Annotated in this window: 18 protein-coding genes; 14 read left to right on the top strand and 4 right to left on the bottom strand. The window is 64.2% G+C overall.

The genetic code is table 11. From position 1 onward, the window contains the following. Nucleotides 1-58: 58 nt before the first annotated feature. From rpsK to rplQ, 3 genes are all read left to right on the top strand, one after another. Nucleotides 59-451 carry a 30S ribosomal protein S11 gene (rpsK, locus tag ACQY7X_RS19205; protein ID WP_341983587.1) on the top strand — a complete coding sequence of 131 codons (393 nt, stop codon included), beginning with the start codon at nt 59-61 and terminating at the stop codon, nt 449-451. A 114-nt stretch (nt 452-565) separates the two neighbouring features. After that, nucleotides 566-1,582, top strand: a complete 1,017-nt coding sequence (locus tag ACQY7X_RS19200; RefSeq protein ID WP_341983589.1) for a DNA-directed RNA polymerase subunit alpha — start codon at nt 566-568, stop codon at nt 1,580-1,582. Nucleotides 1,583-1,617: 35 nt separating this feature from the next. Continuing rightward, complete coding sequence (gene rplQ / locus ACQY7X_RS19195; RefSeq protein ID WP_428247022.1) at nt 1,618-2,037, top strand: 50S ribosomal protein L17; 420 nt, start codon at nt 1,618-1,620, stop codon at nt 2,035-2,037. Nucleotides 2,038-2,087: 50 nt separating this feature from the next. Here rplQ and ACQY7X_RS19190 read toward each other — a convergent pair whose 3' ends face one another. Further along, nucleotides 2,088-2,543, bottom strand: coding sequence for a PAS domain-containing protein (locus ACQY7X_RS19190; protein WP_428247021.1), 456 nt, complete (start codon nt 2,541-2,543; stop codon nt 2,088-2,090). A 108-nt stretch (nt 2,544-2,651) separates the two neighbouring features. Between ACQY7X_RS19190 and ACQY7X_RS19185 the strand changes: the two genes are divergently transcribed. The 6 genes from ACQY7X_RS19185 to ACQY7X_RS19160 all read left to right on the top strand — a co-directional run bounded on the left by ACQY7X_RS19185 (nt 2,652) and on the right by ACQY7X_RS19160 (nt 9,071). After that, nucleotides 2,652-4,085 carry a DegQ family serine endoprotease gene (locus ACQY7X_RS19185; protein ID WP_428247020.1) on the top strand — a complete coding sequence of 478 codons (1,434 nt, stop codon included), beginning with the start codon at nt 2,652-2,654 and terminating at the stop codon, nt 4,083-4,085. Beyond that, on the top strand, nt 4,082-5,392 hold the full coding sequence (locus ACQY7X_RS19180; protein WP_428247019.1) for a replication-associated recombination protein A: 1,311 nt from the start codon (nt 4,082-4,084) through the stop codon (nt 5,390-5,392). Before ACQY7X_RS19185 ends, ACQY7X_RS19180 begins: the two co-directional genes overlap by 4 nt. Before the next feature lie 82 nt (nt 5,393-5,474). Further along, nucleotides 5,475-5,879, top strand: coding sequence for a hypothetical protein (locus tag ACQY7X_RS19175; RefSeq protein ID WP_428247018.1), 405 nt, complete (start codon nt 5,475-5,477; stop codon nt 5,877-5,879). A 13-nt stretch (nt 5,880-5,892) separates the two neighbouring features. Then, nucleotides 5,893-6,876, top strand: coding sequence for an RluA family pseudouridine synthase (locus ACQY7X_RS19170; protein ID WP_428247017.1), 984 nt, complete (start codon nt 5,893-5,895; stop codon nt 6,874-6,876). After that, nucleotides 6,864-8,174 (top strand): DUF3422 family protein, encoded by a 1,311-nt coding sequence (locus ACQY7X_RS19165; protein WP_428247016.1) that lies wholly within the window; start codon nt 6,864-6,866, stop codon nt 8,172-8,174. The genes ACQY7X_RS19170 and ACQY7X_RS19165 overlap by 13 nt, the downstream gene beginning before the upstream one ends. 69 nt (nt 8,175-8,243) lie before the next feature. Continuing rightward, a complete protein-coding gene (locus ACQY7X_RS19160) occupies nt 8,244-9,071 on the top strand; it encodes a hypothetical protein (protein ID WP_428247015.1) in 828 nt (275 codons plus the stop codon). 20 nt (nt 9,072-9,091) lie between these two features. Here the strand turns inward: ACQY7X_RS19160 and ACQY7X_RS19155 are convergent, their stop codons facing one another. Beyond that, complete coding sequence (locus ACQY7X_RS19155; RefSeq protein ID WP_428247014.1) at nt 9,092-9,979, bottom strand: LysR family transcriptional regulator; 888 nt, start codon at nt 9,977-9,979, stop codon at nt 9,092-9,094. Nucleotides 9,980-10,058: 79 nt separating this feature from the next. Between ACQY7X_RS19155 and ACQY7X_RS19150 the strand changes: the two genes are divergently transcribed. Together ACQY7X_RS19150 and ACQY7X_RS19145 are read left to right on the top strand one after the other, a co-directional pair. Beyond that, nucleotides 10,059-10,655: a cysteine hydrolase family protein gene (locus ACQY7X_RS19150; RefSeq protein WP_428247013.1), complete on the top strand. Its 597-nt coding sequence runs from the start codon at nt 10,059-10,061 to the stop codon at nt 10,653-10,655. A gap of 4 nt (nt 10,656-10,659) precedes the next feature. Further along, nucleotides 10,660-11,217: a histidine phosphatase family protein gene (locus ACQY7X_RS19145; RefSeq protein WP_428247012.1), complete on the top strand. Its 558-nt coding sequence runs from the start codon at nt 10,660-10,662 to the stop codon at nt 11,215-11,217. A gap of 2 nt (nt 11,218-11,219) precedes the next feature. On the opposite strand, the gene ACQY7X_RS19140 is transcribed toward ACQY7X_RS19145, so the two are convergent. After that, a complete protein-coding gene (locus tag ACQY7X_RS19140; RefSeq protein ID WP_428247011.1) occupies nt 11,220-12,035 on the bottom strand; it encodes a hypothetical protein in 816 nt (271 codons plus the stop codon). Beyond that, nucleotides 12,035-12,520: a preQ(1) synthase gene (queF, locus tag ACQY7X_RS19135; protein ID WP_428247010.1), complete on the bottom strand. Its 486-nt coding sequence runs from the start codon at nt 12,518-12,520 to the stop codon at nt 12,035-12,037. The genes ACQY7X_RS19140 and queF overlap by 1 nt, the downstream gene beginning before the upstream one ends. Before the next feature lie 208 nt (nt 12,521-12,728). Here queF and ACQY7X_RS19130 point away from each other — a divergent pair, with 208 nt between their 5' ends. From ACQY7X_RS19130 to ACQY7X_RS19120, 3 genes are all read left to right on the top strand, one after another. After that, entirely contained in the window at nt 12,729-13,058 is a 330-nt protein-coding gene (locus tag ACQY7X_RS19130; protein ID WP_428247009.1) for a hypothetical protein, read from the top strand. Nucleotides 13,059-13,211: 153 nt separating this feature from the next. Continuing rightward, nucleotides 13,212-13,907, top strand: a complete 696-nt coding sequence (locus ACQY7X_RS19125; protein ID WP_428247008.1) for an HAD-IA family hydrolase — start codon at nt 13,212-13,214, stop codon at nt 13,905-13,907. Between the two features lie 13 nt (nt 13,908-13,920). Further along, nucleotides 13,921-16,224 carry an AsmA family protein gene (locus ACQY7X_RS19120; protein ID WP_428247007.1) on the top strand — a complete coding sequence of 768 codons (2,304 nt, stop codon included), beginning with the start codon at nt 13,921-13,923 and terminating at the stop codon, nt 16,222-16,224. Nucleotides 16,225-16,468: the final 244 nt, after the last annotated feature.

Genomic DNA, 16,468 nt, shown 5'->3' with positions numbered 1-16,468 from the left:
CCGCCATTACCATATGCGGTATTTGCCGCAGGAATGATGCAAGGATAGTAGGATCGCCATGGTCAAGGACAAGGCTGCGCGCCCCCGGCGCAAAGAGAAGAAGAACATCACCTCTGCCGTCGCGCATGTGAATGCCTCCTTCAACAACACGATGATCACCATTACTGACGCGCAGGGCAACACCATCGCCTGGTCGTCGTCGGGCAGCCAGGGCTTCAAGGGTTCGCGCAAGTCGACCCCGTATGCCGCGCAGGTCGCCGCCGACGTGGCTGGCCGCCGCGCCGCCGAGCATGGCGTGCGTACCCTGGAAGTGGAAGTGAAGGGCCCGGGCGCTGGCCGCGAGTCCGCTCTGCGCGCGCTGCAGGCCGTCGGTTTCGTGATCACCAGCATCCGCGACGTGACGCCGATCCCGCATAACGGCTGCCGTCCGCCGAAGCGCCGCCGCATCTGATCCCTACCGGCGCCGGCCCCCAGCCGGTGCCGGATTTCTATTCCGGCCGCGTCGCCGGGCACTTGGCTGTTAGCCGGGGCTCTTGCGCGATGCGGCAACTGAACGAGGTCGCAGGTGATCCAGAAGAATTGGACCGATCTGATCAAGCCGAACAAGTTGGTGATCGAGCCGGGCGCCGTGCCGGGCCGTACCGCCACCATCGTCGCCGAGCCGCTGGAGCGTGGTTTCGGTCTGACGCTGGGCAACGCGCTGCGCCGCGTGCTGCTGTCCTCGCTGCAGGGCGCTGCTGTCACCTCGATCAAGATCGATGGCGTGCTGCATGAATTCTCCTCCATCCCGGGTGTGCGCGAGGATGTCACCGACATCGTGCTGAACATCAAGTCGATGGCGCTGCGCATGCACGGCGAAGGCCCGAAGCGCATGTACCTGAACGCCAAGGGTCCGTGCGAAGTCACCGCCAAGATGATCGAGACCGGCCATGACATCGAAGTCATGGACCCGGACCATGTGCTGATGACGCTGGATAACGGCGCCGCCATCCGCATGGAACTGACCGTCGAGACCGGCAAGGGCTATGTGCCGGCTTCGGCCAACCGCCCGGAAGACGCACCGATCGGCCTGATCCCGGTGGATGCGCTCTACAGCCCGGTGCGCAAGGTTTCCTACAAGGTCGAGAATACCCGCGAGGGCCAGATCCTCGACTATGACAAGCTGACCATGCAGGTAGAGACCAACGGCTCGATCAAGCCGGAAGATGCCGTGGCCTATGCCGCGCGCATCCTGCAGGACCAGCTGCAGCTCTTCATCAACTTCGAGGAGCCGAAGAACGAAGTTCGCGAGAAGTCGATTGCCGAGCCGGAATTCAATCCGAACCTGCTCCGCCGCGTCGACGAACTCGAACTTTCGGTGCGCTCGGCGAACTGCCTGAAGAACGACAACATCGTCTACATCGGCGACCTGATCCAGAAGACCGAGGCGGAAATGCTCCGCACTCCGAACTTCGGCCGCAAGTCGCTGAATGAGATCAAGGAAGTGTTGTCGCAGATGGGCCTGCACCTCGGCATGCATGTGCCGAACTGGCCGCCTGAGAACATCGAAGAGATGGCCAAGAAGTATCAGGATCAGTACTGATCCAAGGCCGACTGAAAGACTAAGGAGAGTTTCCCATGCGCCATCGTAATGCCGGCCGCAAGCTGAACAAGTCCAGTTCCCACCGCCGTGCCATGTTCGGCAACATGGTTGCCGCGCTGATTAAGCACGAGCAGATCACCACCACGCTGCCGAAGGCCAAGGAGCTGAAGCCGCTGATGGACAAGCTGATCACGCTCGGCAAGCGCGGCGATCTGCATGCCCGCCGTCAGGCTCTGGCCTTCATCCCCGAGAAGTCGGCGGTGGACAAGCTGTTCAAGACCCTGAACGCCCGTTATGCCTCGCGCCAGGGTGGCTACACCCGCGTGCTGAAGGCCGGCTTCCGCTATGGCGATGCCGCCCCGATGGCAGTGATCGAGCTGGTTGACCGCGATCCGGCCGCCAAGGGCCTGGATTCGGGTCCGGTGCAGGTGACCGAGGAAGCCGAAGCGGCGTAAGCCTCAAGGCAATAGACTTCGAAAAGGCCGGCGTTCTGCGCCGGCCTTTTTTATAGTTGCTGGATCGCCTCGAAGGCGACGCCGATCAGCAGCATGGTGACGGCGCCATCCTGGCCCAGTGGCAGCAGCAGCGACTGGTGGCGGAATGAGCGGCCATTCAGCGCCTGCTCGCGGGTGAAGATTTCCGGCTGGCCGCCGGCCACCACGCGGTCATAGCAGGGGATGATCTCGGCGGCGAATTCCGGCCACGGATGCAGGTCGAGGAACTGCCCGGTAAGATCGAAGCCCTGGCGCTGCACCACATTGGAGCCATATAGCCGGTAACGGTAACGCGATCCGCCACCCGGCTGTGCCAGCACATCCATCAGGATCAGGTCGCCAAGGATGAAGGTCATCCCGGTCGGATCGATATCGGCGCGGCTGGGATAGGGCAGGGTGCCGGCGGTTTCTTGCCAGTAGGCAAAGAGGCGCCGCAGTCTGTTACTTGTCAGGGGAAGGTTGTGCATTACCCCTAGCATAGCCAAGCAGAGGTCGCGGTAAACCGGGCGGACGGCTGTTTTTTGTCTAGCCGGGCCCGGCTTGAATTTTTCACCAACGGCTCCTTATCATCCGTCATGACCAAACGTTCCCCGCTCTCCGCTTTTCTGCTCTCTGCCCTGGCCCTGTTGCTGAGTGCGGGGGCGGTTTTCGCCCAGGCGGCAATGCCCGCACAGCGCGTGCCGCAAAGCCGCACCGAGATCCAGCTTTCCTTCGCGCCGCTGGTGCGCCAGGTGGCGCCGGCGGTGGTGAATGTCTACACCCGCAAGGTGGAGCGCGTGGTGCAGCGGTCGCCGCTGCTCGATGATCCGATCTTCCGCCGCTTCTTCGGCGACCAGCAGATGTTCGGCATCCCGCGCGAGCGCGTGGCGCAGTCGCTCGGCTCCGGTGTGATCGTGGAAGCCGATGGCGTCATCGTCACCAACAATCACGTCATCGATGGCGCCACCGAGATCGTGGTGGCGCTGGCCGACCGCCGTGAGTTCGAAGCCAAGGTGATTGCCGCCGATCCCAAGACCGATCTGGCGATCCTGCGTATCGAGACCCGCGGCGAGGTGCTGCCCGCGCTTGAGTTCCGTGACTCTGACGACCTGCAGGTCGGCGAACTGGTGCTGGCCATCGGCAATCCCTTCGGTGTTGGCCAGACCGTGACGCAGGGCATCGTCTCGGCTTTGGGCCGCACTGATGTGGGCGATGCCGATGCGCAATCCTTCATCCAGACGGACGCTGCAATCAATCCCGGCAATTCCGGTGGCGCGCTGGTGACCATGGATGGCCGCCTTGCCGGCATCAACACCGCGATCTTTTCCAAGACCGGCGGCAGCGTCGGCATCGGCTTTGCCATTCCATCCAACCTCGTCGCAGCCACTGTTGCCAGCGCGCTTTCCGGCAAGGGCATCCGCCGCCCATGGTTCGGCGCCAATGCCACGCCGGTGACTTCGGAGGCGGCGCAGGGCCTCGGCATGGAACGGCCGAACGGTGTGCTGGTGGGGCAGACCTTCCCCGGCGGCCCCGCCGACCGTGCCGGTCTGCGCACCGGCGATGTGGTGCTGAAGGTGGATGGCCGCGAGGTGAACGATCCGCGCGCGCTGAAATTCCGCATCGCCACGCGCAAGCTGGGTGAAACCGCGACACTGGATATCCTGCGCCAGGGCCGCCTGCGCAGCCTGACCATTTCGCTGACCGAGGCGCCGGAAACGCCACCGCGCGAACTGACCCAGCTTGGCGGCAACCATCCGCTTGCCGGCGCCACTGTCGGCAATCTTTCGCCGGCCTTCGCCGAGGAGATTGGCTTCGATGCCCTGACCAGCGGCGTTATCGTGTTGAACCTGGCAGGCGGCTCGCCGGCCAACCGCATCCGGCTGCGGCCGGGCGATGTGGTGGTGAAGGTGAACAACGACGACATCAAGGATGTCGCCGGCTTGCAGCGCGCCCTGCGCAACAGCCCGCAGCAATGGCTGCTGGTGCTGAAGCGCGGCGACCAGCTGTTGCAGCTTCAGGTCCGCGCTTGAGCAATCTGTTCCAGCAGGCGGGACTGGAGCCGGCGGGGCCGCTGGCCGACCGGCTGCGGCCCAAGACGCTGGACGAGGTGATCGGCCAGGATCATCTGTTGCAGGGCGAGGGACCACTGGCCCGCATGGTGGCGGCGAAGAAGCTGTCCAGCCTGATCCTGTGGGGGCCGCCGGGTACCGGCAAGACCTCGATCGCGCGGCTGCTGGCGGAAGCGACAGGGCTTTACTTCGCGCCACTCTCGGCGGTGTTCTCCGGTGTTGCCGATCTGCGCAAGGCATTCGATGCCGCCCGGGCGCGGCGTGAGCAGGGCCAGCGCACTTTGCTGTTCGTGGATGAAATCCACCGCTTCAACCGGGCGCAGCAGGATGGCTTCCTGCCATTCGTGGAGGATGGCACCGTGGTGCTGGTGGGCGCCACCACGGAGAATCCCAGCTTCGCCTTGAACGGCGCCTTGCTGTCGCGCGCCAGCGTACTGGTGCTGCATCGCCTGGACGATGCGGCGCTGGACGCTCTGCTTACGCGTGCCGAAGCCATTGAGGACAAGCCGCTGCCGCTGACGCCCGAGGCACGGGCGGCGCTCCGCGCCATGGCCGATGGCGATGGCCGCTACCTGCTCAACATGGCCGAGCAGGTGTTCAGCCTGAGCACCGGCGGCGACCTTGATCCGGCACGTCTGGCAACCCTGCTGCAACGCCGTGCGCCGCTCTACGACAAGAGCCAGGAAGAGCATTACAACCTGATCAGCGCGCTGCATAAGTCGCTGCGCGGCTCCGATGTTGATGCCGCGCTCTACTGGCTGGCGCGCATGCTGATCGGCGGCGAGGAGCCGCTCTACATCATGCGCCGGCTGGCGCGTTTCGCCGCCGAGGATATCGGCATGGCCGACCCCAATGCCTTGCTGCAGGCGATGGCGGCGAAGGAGCTTTACGACTTCCTCGGCAGCCCGGAAGGCGAGATCGGCCTGGTGCAGACCGTGGTCTACCTTGCCACGGCGCCGAAATCGAATGCGGTCTACAAGGCCGAGAGTGCCGCCAAACGGGCCGCCAAGGAGCATGGCTCGCTGATGCCGCCGATGCATATCCTGAATGCACCGACCAAGATGATGAAGCAGCTCGGCTATGGCAGCGGCTATGCCTATGACCACGATGCCGAGGACGGGTTTTCCGGCCAGAACTACTTCCCCGATGACATGGAGCGCCAGCAACTCTACCGCCCGGTGGAGCGCGGGTTTGAGCGGGATATCATTAAGCGATTGGAATATTGGCAGAAATTGCGTGCCAAGCGGCAGGGTGAGGGCGACGCCTAGGGGATTTTTCCCAGGCCGGGGATGACTTCCGCCAAATTCTTCCTAACTATTTGGTAAGGCTAGGGAGATAGGGTGCGCCATCATGGCCCAGCTTGCCAATCTGCTGCCAGACAAGAATTCCCCCGTCACGCGCCTGCTGACCGGCCTTGGTGCCGTGTTGCTGTTTGCAGTGCTCTCGGGGTATATCGGCATGTCCATCGTGAAGGATGATGAAAAGCCGTTCTATCAGCCCGGCGTCATTCCCTCGCGCGAGGAATGCTTCATCGAGAAGCTGTCGCGGTACTCCAAGCTCAACAAGCAGATCCTTTTCCAGGCCGGCCAGGAATGCGAACTCGAAGTCCAATCGGTAGAGGGTCACGAGCAGCGCCGCCTGGAATGGCTGGAGGAGCAGGCCGTGAAACGCCGCGAGCAGAAGCAGATGCCGGCAACGGCCCAGCCGCAGGAGCCGGCGGCTCCCGTCGATACCGTGCGCCGCGTCTGGCGCTGAACGGATTAAATCCATGAATCAGATCATCACCCGCGTCGTCGCCGACGACGAGGCCGACCTGCGGCTCGACCGCTGGTTCAAGCGCCATTACCCCTGGGTCGGCCATGGCAAGCTGGAGAAGCTGCTGCGTACCGGCCAGGTCCGCGTCAATGGTGGCCGCGCCAAGGCAGCGACAAGGCTGGAAGCCGGCCAGACGCTGCGCATCCCGCCGCTGGGCGAGCCGCCGGCCGCCGATGCCCCGCCGGCGCCACGCATCCTGAAGATCGATCCAGAGCGGATCGAGGCCTTGCAGGCCGCCGTGCTGCACAAGGACGATGCGGTGATCGTGCTGAATAAGCCGCCGGGCCTCGCCACCCAGGGCGGCACCGGCCTGAACGAACATCTCGACGGCCTGCTGGATTACCTGCGTTTCGAGGCCGCCGAGCGGCCGCGCCTGGTGCATCGCCTGGACAAGGATACTTCCGGCGTGCTGGTGCTGGCGCGGACCGCCAAGGCCGCTGCCAAGCTCACGGCTGCGTTGCGCAAGCGCGAGGCGCATAAGCTCTATTGGGCGCTGGTTACCGGCGTGCCCACCCCGCGCCAGGGCAAGATCGACATGCCGCTGGCCAAGCTGCCCGGCCCCCTGGGCGAGCGCATGGCTGGTGATCCAGAGGCTGGCAAGTCGGCGGTGACGCTCTACCGCACCGTCGCCACCGCCGGTCGCCGTGCCGCCTGGCTGGCGATGGCGCCGGTCACCGGCCGCACGCATCAGCTCCGCGTCCATGCCGCTTTCATTAACACGCCGATTGCCGGCGACGGCAAGTATGGCGATGCCGAGAAGCAGCTTACCGGCGGCATCAGCCGCAAGCTGCACCTGCATGCCCGCGCGCTGCGGCTGCAGCATCCAGATGGCGATATCTTCCAGGTGCGCGCGCCGATGCCGCCGCATATGCTTGCTTCCTGGGAGTTTCTTGGTTTCGATCCAGAAGAGGACGACGCCGATCTATGGCTGGAATAGGCAGCAGCAGCGCCGGCGCCATGCCGGCCACTATCCATCCGCTGCGCCAGGCGCTGGTGGATGAGCTGCATGCGCGGCCGCCGGTGCCGCTGGCCGCGCCCGCCCGGGTGCTCAATTTCGTCCTGTTCGGCGCGGCCAATCTGACGGGCGATCCGCTCCGCAGCCTGGCGCTGGCGCAAGGCGCGGAAGCAGCCGAGACCATTGCCAAGCATGCGGTGCTGGCGCTCGGCCCTTATGTGGCGATCCAGGAGCGCCGCACTGAATTCACCACCTATACGCTTTATCTGCCGCGTGCCGCCGGCTCATCGGTGGAGGCGGCACCCGACCTGCCGCCGGCCTTGCAGGCCTGGATTGCCGGCCTGCCGGGCGAGTTGATCGCGGCCTCCGATCTGGTGATCCTGGCGCCAGGCGAGGCGGCGCCTGATACCGCCCTGCTGGCGCGGCTGTTTGACGATAACGCCCTGGTCGCGTCGCGCGCGGTCTCGGGCCGTGCCGATGTGTGGACCGATTTCAAGCTGCGCCAGGGCAAGACCACCCTGCTGATCCATGACCACGGCCTGACCGATGCACAGCGTGGCCGCCTGGTGCTGCGGCTGCTGGATATCGAGAGCTACCGCATGATGGCTTTGCTGGCCTTGCCGCTGGCGCAGAAGGTGGCACCCCGCATCACCGCGCTGGAGCAGGGCCTGGGCAAACTCGCCAGCCGCATGGTGGACGTGGACCACCATGAAAGCGAGCAGACTCTGCTGCGCGAGATTGCCGGCGCGGCGGCCGAGGTCGAGACCTTGGCAGTAGACACGCCGTTCCGCTTCGGCGCCGCGCGTGCCTATCACGCGTTGGTATCGCGCCGCATCGAGGAATTGCGCGAGGAACGCATTGAGGGCCTGCCGACGCTGGGCGAGTTCATGGAGCGGCGTCTCAGCCCGGCGATGCGCACCTGCGAGACCATGGCCGAGCGTATCGAGGGCCTGTCACGCCGCGCCACGCGCATGGCCAACCTGCTGCGCACCCGCGTTGATGTGGCCCTGGAGCGCCAGAACGTGGCACAGCTCGATTCCATGAACCGCCGCCTGAAACTGCAATTGCGCCTGCAGGAAACCGTCGAAGGCCTGTCGGTGGCGGCGATCACCTATTACGCCGTCGGCCTGGTCGGCTATGCCGCCCAGGCGCTGTATGCGATGGGTGTGCCGGTGAACAAGGAAATCGCCATCGGCGTTGCCATTCCGGTCATTGCCGGCACAGTCTGGCTCGGCCTGCGCCGTCTGCGCCGCAGCCTGCAGAAGGACGGCCTGCACTAAAGGTTATGTATCCAAGTAATTACAATGTTTTTTTGATGCTGCTTCATATTTCAGGACGGAATACTGCACATGCAAGATTTGCCTCGGAAATCACTTTTGGCAAAAGTCATTGGTCAAATACACTTACTGGTCGTCCGATATCGGATAACGGGCTATCTGGTCTTTAGTGTGGCGGGGGGGCTGTTGGGCCTCTGGGTTGGCGGGTTCACCGGAGGCTGTTGGGGCACTACGACAGGATGGTGTTTGTGCTGGCATCTGCTGCGAGCCGGAAGGGTTCCAATTGTCTTCTTCACTGGTTGCGTGAATTTCTATTACGACGAAGCTTTTGGTGATTTGGACGAAGCCGATGCGTTTTTCTTAGCACCAATTCTGCTCTCGATCCTTGCCGCAATGTTCTTGTATCTGGTCTTTTTTGTTTCGGGGGTTCAACCCGAGGCCATGCAGCATTTCTTCAAACAGGTATCGCACATCCTGCCATCCTACCAAAAAATTGACTACCTCATGCGATACAGCAAGATCAGCGATGAGGCAGGGTTTTTCCTCAAATGCAGCATTCCTTTGTTCGTGCTGCTTATGATTTTCATGCCATGTATTCCAATCTTCTGGAAAACCGCAGAAGAGCGAAAGAGCATTCAGCTTAAGATGACTGGAATCAGCCCGTGGCGGGCATATGGATTGATACTGTTATTGATACTGCTGTCGGCGGCGTGTCTGTTCATCATTGTTTATGATGGTATCGCTCTAACGGGGGGATACTATGATGATCGGTCGCAAACTGTGCTGCCGAGGGTCCTGTTTCTAGCCGGCTTCTTGGGCGCGATCTCGGGAGTAGGGTGGAGACGAATAGCCCTCTATGCATATTGGTACTACAGGATACGAATTCGGAAACAAGCTTGAAGGCTGCAAGCCATTGACACTCAGGACTTGAGCAGCCGCGTCACGCTTTCCGCAATAGCATCGGCGGCGGCGCGCAGGCGCGGGGCTTGGCGCGTATCCTTGTGCCGCACCAGCCAGAGTTCGCGGCTCAAGGCCGGGGCCTTTTCCAGCGGGATCAAATCCGGCCATTGCCGCGCAGCGAAATCCGGCAGCAGGCCGGCGCCCAGTCCGGCACGCAGGGCGGAGAGCAATACCGGCATGCTGTTGCAGCGGAGCACGAAGCGGAAGCGGTCGGGCTGTTTCAGCAGCCAGCGTTGCTCAGGCAGATCATCCAGGCTTTCGTCATAGCCAAGTGTCGGCAGCGGCAGGCTGCCGGTCTGGAAGCCATCCCATGCCCCATCCTTGGCATAGAGCCGGAACGGCACGTCGCCGAGCTTGCGCGCGTATAGCTCGCCGCCGCGCGGTCTGGCCCAGCGCAAGGCAAGGTCGGCCTCGCGCCGCGCCAGGCTCAGCGGCTTGTGGTCAGTAAGCAGCGTGACGGTCAGGCCCGGATGGCGCCGGCGCAGGTCCAGCAGGGCTGGTACCAGCAGCAGCATTGCCGCACCCTCGGTGCCGGTGAGGCGCAGATGGCCGCCGAAGCTGTCATGGCGCCCGGCGGCCAGGCGTTCGATCTGCAAGGCGGGTTCTTCAATGCGGGAGGCGGCGGCCAGGGCTTCCTGGCCCAGTGCCGTAAGCCGCCATTGCCGGCCGGCACGTTCGGTGAGGGCGGCACCGAGTTGCTGCTCCAGAGCCGCTAGCCGCCGACCCACCGTGGCGTGATTGACGCCAAGAGCGCGCGCCGCACCCGACAGGCTGCCCTGGCGCGAAAGCTCCAGCAGGTAGCGCAGATCGTTCCAGTCGAGGCTATTTGTGCGTTTTTGCACAGGCATGGCGCGACAATAGCGACTATCGGTTCGCAAATCGACCAATTAGGCTCCGGGCATCGTTGTTTGCAAAGGAATCAGTTCGATGACCATGCCCAAGACCCTGCTTGAAATGGCCGGTGCGCCGAAGCTGCCGCTGACCTGGGCGGCTTCTGCCCTGGTGCTGATCGATCATCAGCAGGAATACACCATCGGCAAGCTGCCGCTGGTCGGTATCGATGCCGCCGTGGCCGAGCTGAAGCTGCTGATCGCTGCCGCGCGCAAGGCCGGTGCGCCGGTGGTGCATGTGCGCCATCAGGGCAAACCGGGCGGCGCCTTCGATCTCGACGGGCCGGGCGGCCAGTTCATTCCTGGCTTGGAGCCGGTGGCTGGTGAGACCGCGATCACCAAGGGATTGCCGAACGGTTTCGCCAACACGAACCTGAAGGATGTGCTGACCGGCCTGGGCCGCAAGGAAATCGTGGTTGGCGGCTTCGCCACCCATATGTGCATTTCCGCCACGGTGCGGTCGGCGGTGGATAATGGCTTCCGCGTCGGCGTGGTGGCCAATGCCTGCGCCACCCGCGACCTGCCGGATCCGCTCGGCGGTGTGCAGACCGCTGATATGGTGCATCGCGCCACCATGGCAGCACTGAATGACCGTTTCGCCACTGTGGTGGCGGATAGCAGCGCCGTCCAGTAACGCGATGCTTCGAGGATTCCTGGTGCTGGCGCTGTTCCTTATGGCAGCGCCAGCTGGTGCCAACGAGGTCGCCTGGCGAGCCTTGCAGCAGGGCGGCCAAGTGGTGGTGATGCGCCATGCCAGTACGGTGCCGGGTACTGGCGATCCAGCAGATTTCCGTATCGGCGACTGCACCACGCAGCGCAATCTTTCGGAAGCCGGACGGGCCGAGGCACGCGGCCTTGGCGAAGCCTTTCGCCGCCGCGCCATCGCAATCAGTGCTGTACTGAGCAGCGAATGGTGCCGGTGCATGGAAACCGCGGAATTGGCTTTCGGGCGGGTGGAAACCTGGCCGGGAGCCAATTCATTTTTCGATACCGCGGCGGACCGTGAGGGCCGCACGGCCGCCCTGCGGCAGCGTGTGGCGGCGCATCGTGGACCAGGCAACCTGGTGATCGTGACGCACCAGGTGAATATCACGGCACTTACCGGGATATTCCCGCAGCAGGCTGAATTCGTGGTGCTGACACCCGATCAGACGCATGGCTTCAAGCTGCTTGGGAGCATCAAGCCTGCGGGGTGATCTCAGCGGCGCGGTGCTGGCAGCGGCGTTGCATCGACGCCGCTGCGCGGCGCCGCCTGCACCTGCGGCACCGGCGCCAGCGCCGGCTGGCCGCCGCTGGGACGCTGGCGCGGCTTGCGGTCGGCGGGCAGTTCGGCCCAGAGCTTGTCGGCTTCCGCCAGCGCCAGCACCTGATCGCCCGGGCGGCAGCCACGGCTGCGATAGAGCACACGGCGGCCGGAGAAGTAGCACCATGCAGCCTGTTCCAGTGCTGCGCGCTGCAAGGCTTCGGCTTCCGGCGTGTCGATCCAGCGACTACCCGGCGGGCAGTGATCGGCACCGAAAATCTGCTGCCGGCTTTCGTCATAGCAAAGCGCCTGGCCGCTCTGGCGCAGGGCTTCGGGCGGCTGGATGCCACTGCCCAGGGTGGCGACCTGCGGTGTCGCGGGCTGGGCCGGCTGCTCCGGCGCCAGCGGGCCATCGCGCAATGGCAGCAGGCGTCGCTGTTGCTGCGCAGAGGCGGTGCTGCCGGAAGCTTCGCTGTCGCGGCGGGCCAGTTGCCGCTCGGCATCGCTGGCCGGTACATCGACATAGCCCGGCGCGCAGCGGCCGGTCTGGCTGAAATACAGCATGCCGTTTTCGGTGTTGAGGCAGGCGGTGAGCGGCCCGCTGGCGCCGCTGGCATTGCGGGCGGCGGCGCTGGGCCGTTCCTGGCTGCCACCCATGCCGCGATAGAGGCTGCGGTTGAGGTCGCGGATGGAATCCTCCATGCCGCCGCAGCCTGCCAGCAGGAGGCAGGCGGCAAGAAACAGGAAGGAGCGGGTCAACCTGCTCTGCATTATCCCCGGCCGCGATAGGGCGGCACGCCCTGGTCCGGCAGCCAGAGGCCGGCGGGCGGCTTGCCGGTCTGCCAGAACACATCGATCGGGATGCCGCCGCGTGGATACCAATAGCCGCCGATGCGCAGCCAGCGCGGCTTCATTGCCGCCGCCAGCCGCTCGCCGATATAGACCGTGCAATCCTCATGGAAAGCGCCGTGATTGCGAAAGCTGCCAAGGAACAGCTTCAGCGACTTGCTCTCGACGATCCGCTTGGCCGGCACATAATCGATCACCAGATGGGCGAAATCCGGCTGGCCGGTGAGCGGGCAGAGGCTGGTGAATTCCGGCTGTACCAGGCGGATGGCATAAAGCCGACCCGGCTTTGGATTGGGTACGGTTTCCAGCACCGCCGCTTCCGGCGAGGCGGGCAGGCGGGTGGCCTGGCCGAGCTGGGTGAGGGCGCCAAGGCCCCCGGCGAGTTTCGCGTCTTTTGCTTTTTTCATCACGGAAATCTTCGTTGTTTGCCCAAGAATAACCTCCCGCCCGGCGCTTTGCACCCGGCAGGCGTGCCACCATTCGGTCACAATAAAACCCCGCACTCTCCCCAGTTGTGGCTTAAGGCCGCCATGATCGGCGGCGATAACCTGTCTCACGCACCGGCCAGGGCGAGCCCGCCCAGCCCAGCGTGATACGACCCGGAGGAGTTCCATCATGACCACCCGTTTCAAGACCCTTGCGACCGCCCTGCTGGTGAGCAGCGGTCTTGCGTTCGGTACCGCTGCTGCCTATGCCCAGGCGCAGACCCCGGCCCCCTCGGTTACCACCGGCGTTACCGCCCCGGTCGCCGTGCAGAACGCCCAGCCGACTCCGGCCCCGACGGCCAAGGTCGAGCAGAAGGCTGCTGAGAAGAAGGCCGTCGAGAAGAAGGCTGATGCCCACAAGGCTGAAGCCAAGAAGGCCGAGCACAAGGCGGATGCCAAGAAGGCCGAGCTGAAGAAGGCCGAGGTGAAGAAGGACGAAGCCAAGAAGGCGGTGAACTAAGCCGCTGCTCTGCTGGCTTCAATAGGCCAGACTGGCTTTGAGTAGGTAGGCCCCCCGTTCCCCCCGGACGGGGGGCTTTTATGTTGCACTGCATCCCTTGAATTTGCGCGGTCCGACATTGAGCCTGGGCGATGAGCATGCTTTGCTCACCAGATGATTCCCGCTTCTGATGCGTTTTCGCCACCCCGCCTGGTGCTGTTCGATTGCGACGGCACGCTGGTGGATAGTCAGCACCACATTATTGCCGCCATGCGGCAGGCTTTCGCGGCTTTCAACCTGCCGGAACCGGCTGCCGACGATGTGCGCCGTCTGGTCGGGCTGCCGCTGGATGTTTCCGTGCGGCGGTTGCTGGAGGCTGGCGCGGCCAATGCCGATCAGGTTGTTGCCGCCTATCGTGAGGCCGCGTTCTCGATGCGGCACCGGCCCGATCACGAGGAACCGTTGTTCCCTGGTTTGCGCGATGTGCTGGATAAACTTGAAGCCGATGGCTGCCTGCTCGGCATTGCCACCGGCAAGGCGCGGCGCGGGCTGGATGCAACGCTGGCGATGCATGATCTGGTGAACCGCTTTATCACATTGCAAACCGCCGATATCGCCCGCGGCAAACCCGACCCCGACATGGTGTTTCGTGCCATGCGTGAAACTGGCGCAACGGCGGGTTCCACTGTGGTAGTGGGCGACACGACATTCGATATTCATATGGCGCGCAATGCTGGAGCGCGTGCCATCGGCGTCGCATGGGGGTATCATGATCCGGCCGAGCTGATGCAGGCTGGTGCCCAGACGGTGATTCGCCGCTTTTCCGAATTGCCCGACCTGGTGCAGCAATTGTTTGGACGCGACCGCTGATGAGGAGGCCGCCATGCGCTATGTGAAATGGATTCTACTTGCTCTGGTACTGCTGATTGGCGGTGCCGTGGTTGTGGCGCTGAACATTGATGTCAATCGTTTCAAGCCGCAGATACTGGCGCAGGCGCAGAGCGTGCTCGGTCGTAAAGTCGATGTTGCCAGCGATTTCAAGCTGGCGATCTTTCCCAAGCCTGCGGTGACGGTGAAGGGCGTGACGGTGGCCAACCCGGCCTGGGCGTCGCGCCCGAACATGCTGACCGTGGGCGAATTTTCCGCCGAGCTGGATTTCTTCGCGCTGATCGGCCGGCAGATCAAGATCGACCGCCTGGTGCTGGCCGATGTTGACCTGCTGCTGGAGAAGGATCGCCAGGGCCGTGCCAACTGGGAATTCGGCGAGCCGGCCAAGCAGGCGGTCCAGGCGGCACCGAAGCAGGCGGAAGCCGATGGCGCGACGCCCACCATGCCGGCGATTTCCGACCTGTTGCTGAAGAATATCAAGCTGACTTACCGCGATGCCCAGGCTGGTGCGTCGAATGATGTGCTGCTGAGTGAATTGTCGCTGAAGGCAGGCGCCAGTGGTGCGCTGGCGGCGAAGCTGGCCGCCAAGGTGGATGGCAACGAAATTACGGCGGACGGTACCTTTGGCAGCTTGGCCGAGATGATGGCGCCGACCAAGCCCTGGCCGGTGAAGATGAACCTGGCGATTCCCACCGCTGGCCTCAAGGCCACGGTGGATGGCAGCGTGAAGGATCCCGTTGGTGGCAAGGGCTATGCGCTGAAATTCACCGCCGAGGCACCGGACATCGCCAAGCTGGCGGCGCTGGCGAAGCAAACCGCGCCGAGCTTCGGCCCGCTGAGTGCCGCCGGTACGCTGCGCGATGATGCCGGCGAGCCGGGCGTGTTCGACCTCAAGGCTGGCCTGGGCAGCGATGATATCGGCCGCGTGGCCGTAGCCGGCAGCGTGCGGCAATTGCTGCAGCAGAAGGGGCTGGCGCTCGACATCGATTTCGCCACCCCGAATGCCAAGGCGTTTGCCGCCAAGTTTGGCGCCGAAGTGGCGCAGGCCGTGCCGGTGAAGCTGAAGGCACAGGTGAAGGATAGCGGGCCGAAGCGGTATGCGCTGGCCAATATCAACGCCGATATTGCCGGCAGCGATCTGGCGGGCAATGGCGAGATTGCGCTGGCCGGCGCCAAGCCGGCAGTGAAATTCGATCTGGCATCGAAGTCGCTCGACCTGATGCCGCTGCTCGGCGATGGCAAGGCCGGCGGCACGGGCGGCGGCAGCAGTGGCGGCAAGGCTGCGGCGCCGAAGCAGGGCGACCGCGTATTCAGCGACGAGCCGCTGCCGCTTGATGGTTTGAATGCCGCCGATGCCGATCTGCGCTTCAAGGCCGACAAGTTCCGTGCTCCGATGCTGGCGGCGCAGAATGTCAATGTGGCGCTGACGCTGAAGGATGGCGTGCTGAATGTGAAGCCCTTCGGGCTTGGCGTTTCCGGCGGCAGCATTGGCGGCGAACTGGGCCTGAACGGCAAGAGCAAGGCGCTGACGGTGAAGTTGGATGCCAAGAATTTCGGCCTCAGCGATTACCTGAAGGCCGAGAAGATCAGCGACATCATCAGCCGCGATGCCCGCACCGACCTGAATGTCGATCTCACCAGCCAGGGCGGCAGCGTGCGCGCCCTGATGGCCGGGCTGAACGGCAAGGTGCTGGTGAAGGTGGGCGAGGGCGAGTTGCGCGACCAGTATCTCGATTTCCTTGGCGCCGACATCATGCGCACGCTTGGCCGCATCGGCCAGGCCACGGCCAAGACCAAGCTGGAATGTGTGGTCACGGCGCTGGAAATCAAAGGCGGCGTGGCGACGCCGAAGCCGCTCTTTGTCGAGACCGGCCGCATCACCATTGCCGGCGAAGGCGCAATTAACCTCGGTACCGAACAGCTTGATCTCAAGATCGTGCCGTCCTCGCGCGAAACGGCTTTGGCCAGCCTTGCCGTGCCGATCAAGATCGGCGGCACCCTGGCCAATCCCAGCGGCTATCCTGATCCGGTGGCGACCGCCAAGGGCGTGGTTGGTGCGCTGGCTGGCGCCGCCCTGCTCGGGCCGGCGGCGATCCTTTCGCCGCTGGTGAGCAGCGGCAGCAGTGAGACCGGCCAGCAGGCTTGCGCCAAGGCGGTGGCCCTGGCCGAAGGCAAGCCGATCCCTGGCGGCACAGCACGCCCAAATCAGCAGGGTCAGACGCAGCAGCAGGCCCCGGCACAGAACAACAATCCGGTCGAGAATCTCGGCCGCAGCCTCAACAACCTGTTCCGCCGCTAGAGCATACTGTGATTAGATTGATGCACTGCGTTGCGTCTGGAGGCGGTAGGCCGCTAGGAGAAGCGCGCAGCAGGTACCGGGGGTACCTGCAAGCGCGTCGACGACGCGGATGCCGCCTCCAGACGCAACCCCTTCGGGGCCGGGCGCTTTTGCGTTTTGCGCGCGTCGCCCGGCTTGTCCGTAGCCCCACTACGCCCTGCGCCGGGCTCCTTCGCAAAACGCAAAAGCTCCTCGGCGCAGCGCG

This window comes from Ferrovibrio sp., from assembly GCF_965278975.1.
In the GTDB taxonomy this organism is placed as follows: Bacteria; Pseudomonadota; Alphaproteobacteria; order Ferrovibrionales; family Ferrovibrionaceae; genus Ferrovibrio.
This window is presented reverse-complemented; position numbering and strand designations above follow the sequence as displayed.

Bases quoted from the DNA above. Each gene is read 5' to 3' on its own strand.
- rpsK (WP_341983587.1), top strand. From the start codon at position 59: ATGGTCAAGGACAAGGCTGCGCGCCCCCGGCGCAAAGAGAAGAAGAAC.
- rplQ (WP_428247022.1), top strand. From the start codon at position 1,618: ATGCGCCATCGTAATGCCGGCCGCAAGCTGAACAAGTCCAGTTCCCAC.
- ACQY7X_RS19190 (WP_428247021.1), bottom strand. From the start codon at position 2,543: ATGCACAACCTTCCCCTGACAAGTAACAGACTGCGGCGCCTCTTTGCC.
- ACQY7X_RS19185 (WP_428247020.1), top strand. From the start codon at position 2,652: ATGACCAAACGTTCCCCGCTCTCCGCTTTTCTGCTCTCTGCCCTGGCC.
- ACQY7X_RS19175 (WP_428247018.1), top strand. From the start codon at position 5,475: ATGGCCCAGCTTGCCAATCTGCTGCCAGACAAGAATTCCCCCGTCACG.
- ACQY7X_RS19170 (WP_428247017.1), top strand. From the start codon at position 5,893: ATGAATCAGATCATCACCCGCGTCGTCGCCGACGACGAGGCCGACCTG.
- ACQY7X_RS19165 (WP_428247016.1), top strand. From the start codon at position 6,864: ATGGCTGGAATAGGCAGCAGCAGCGCCGGCGCCATGCCGGCCACTATC.
- ACQY7X_RS19160 (WP_428247015.1), top strand. From the start codon at position 8,244: ATGCAAGATTTGCCTCGGAAATCACTTTTGGCAAAAGTCATTGGTCAA.
- ACQY7X_RS19155 (WP_428247014.1), bottom strand. From the start codon at position 9,979: ATGCCTGTGCAAAAACGCACAAATAGCCTCGACTGGAACGATCTGCGC.
- ACQY7X_RS19150 (WP_428247013.1), top strand. From the start codon at position 10,059: ATGACCATGCCCAAGACCCTGCTTGAAATGGCCGGTGCGCCGAAGCTG.
- ACQY7X_RS19145 (WP_428247012.1), top strand. From the start codon at position 10,660: ATGCTTCGAGGATTCCTGGTGCTGGCGCTGTTCCTTATGGCAGCGCCA.
- ACQY7X_RS19140 (WP_428247011.1), bottom strand. From the start codon at position 12,035: ATGCAGAGCAGGTTGACCCGCTCCTTCCTGTTTCTTGCCGCCTGCCTC.
- queF (WP_428247010.1), bottom strand. From the start codon at position 12,520: ATGAAAAAAGCAAAAGACGCGAAACTCGCCGGGGGCCTTGGCGCCCTC.
- ACQY7X_RS19130 (WP_428247009.1), top strand. From the start codon at position 12,729: ATGACCACCCGTTTCAAGACCCTTGCGACCGCCCTGCTGGTGAGCAGC.
- ACQY7X_RS19125 (WP_428247008.1), top strand. From the start codon at position 13,212: ATGATTCCCGCTTCTGATGCGTTTTCGCCACCCCGCCTGGTGCTGTTC.
- ACQY7X_RS19120 (WP_428247007.1), top strand. From the start codon at position 13,921: ATGCGCTATGTGAAATGGATTCTACTTGCTCTGGTACTGCTGATTGGC.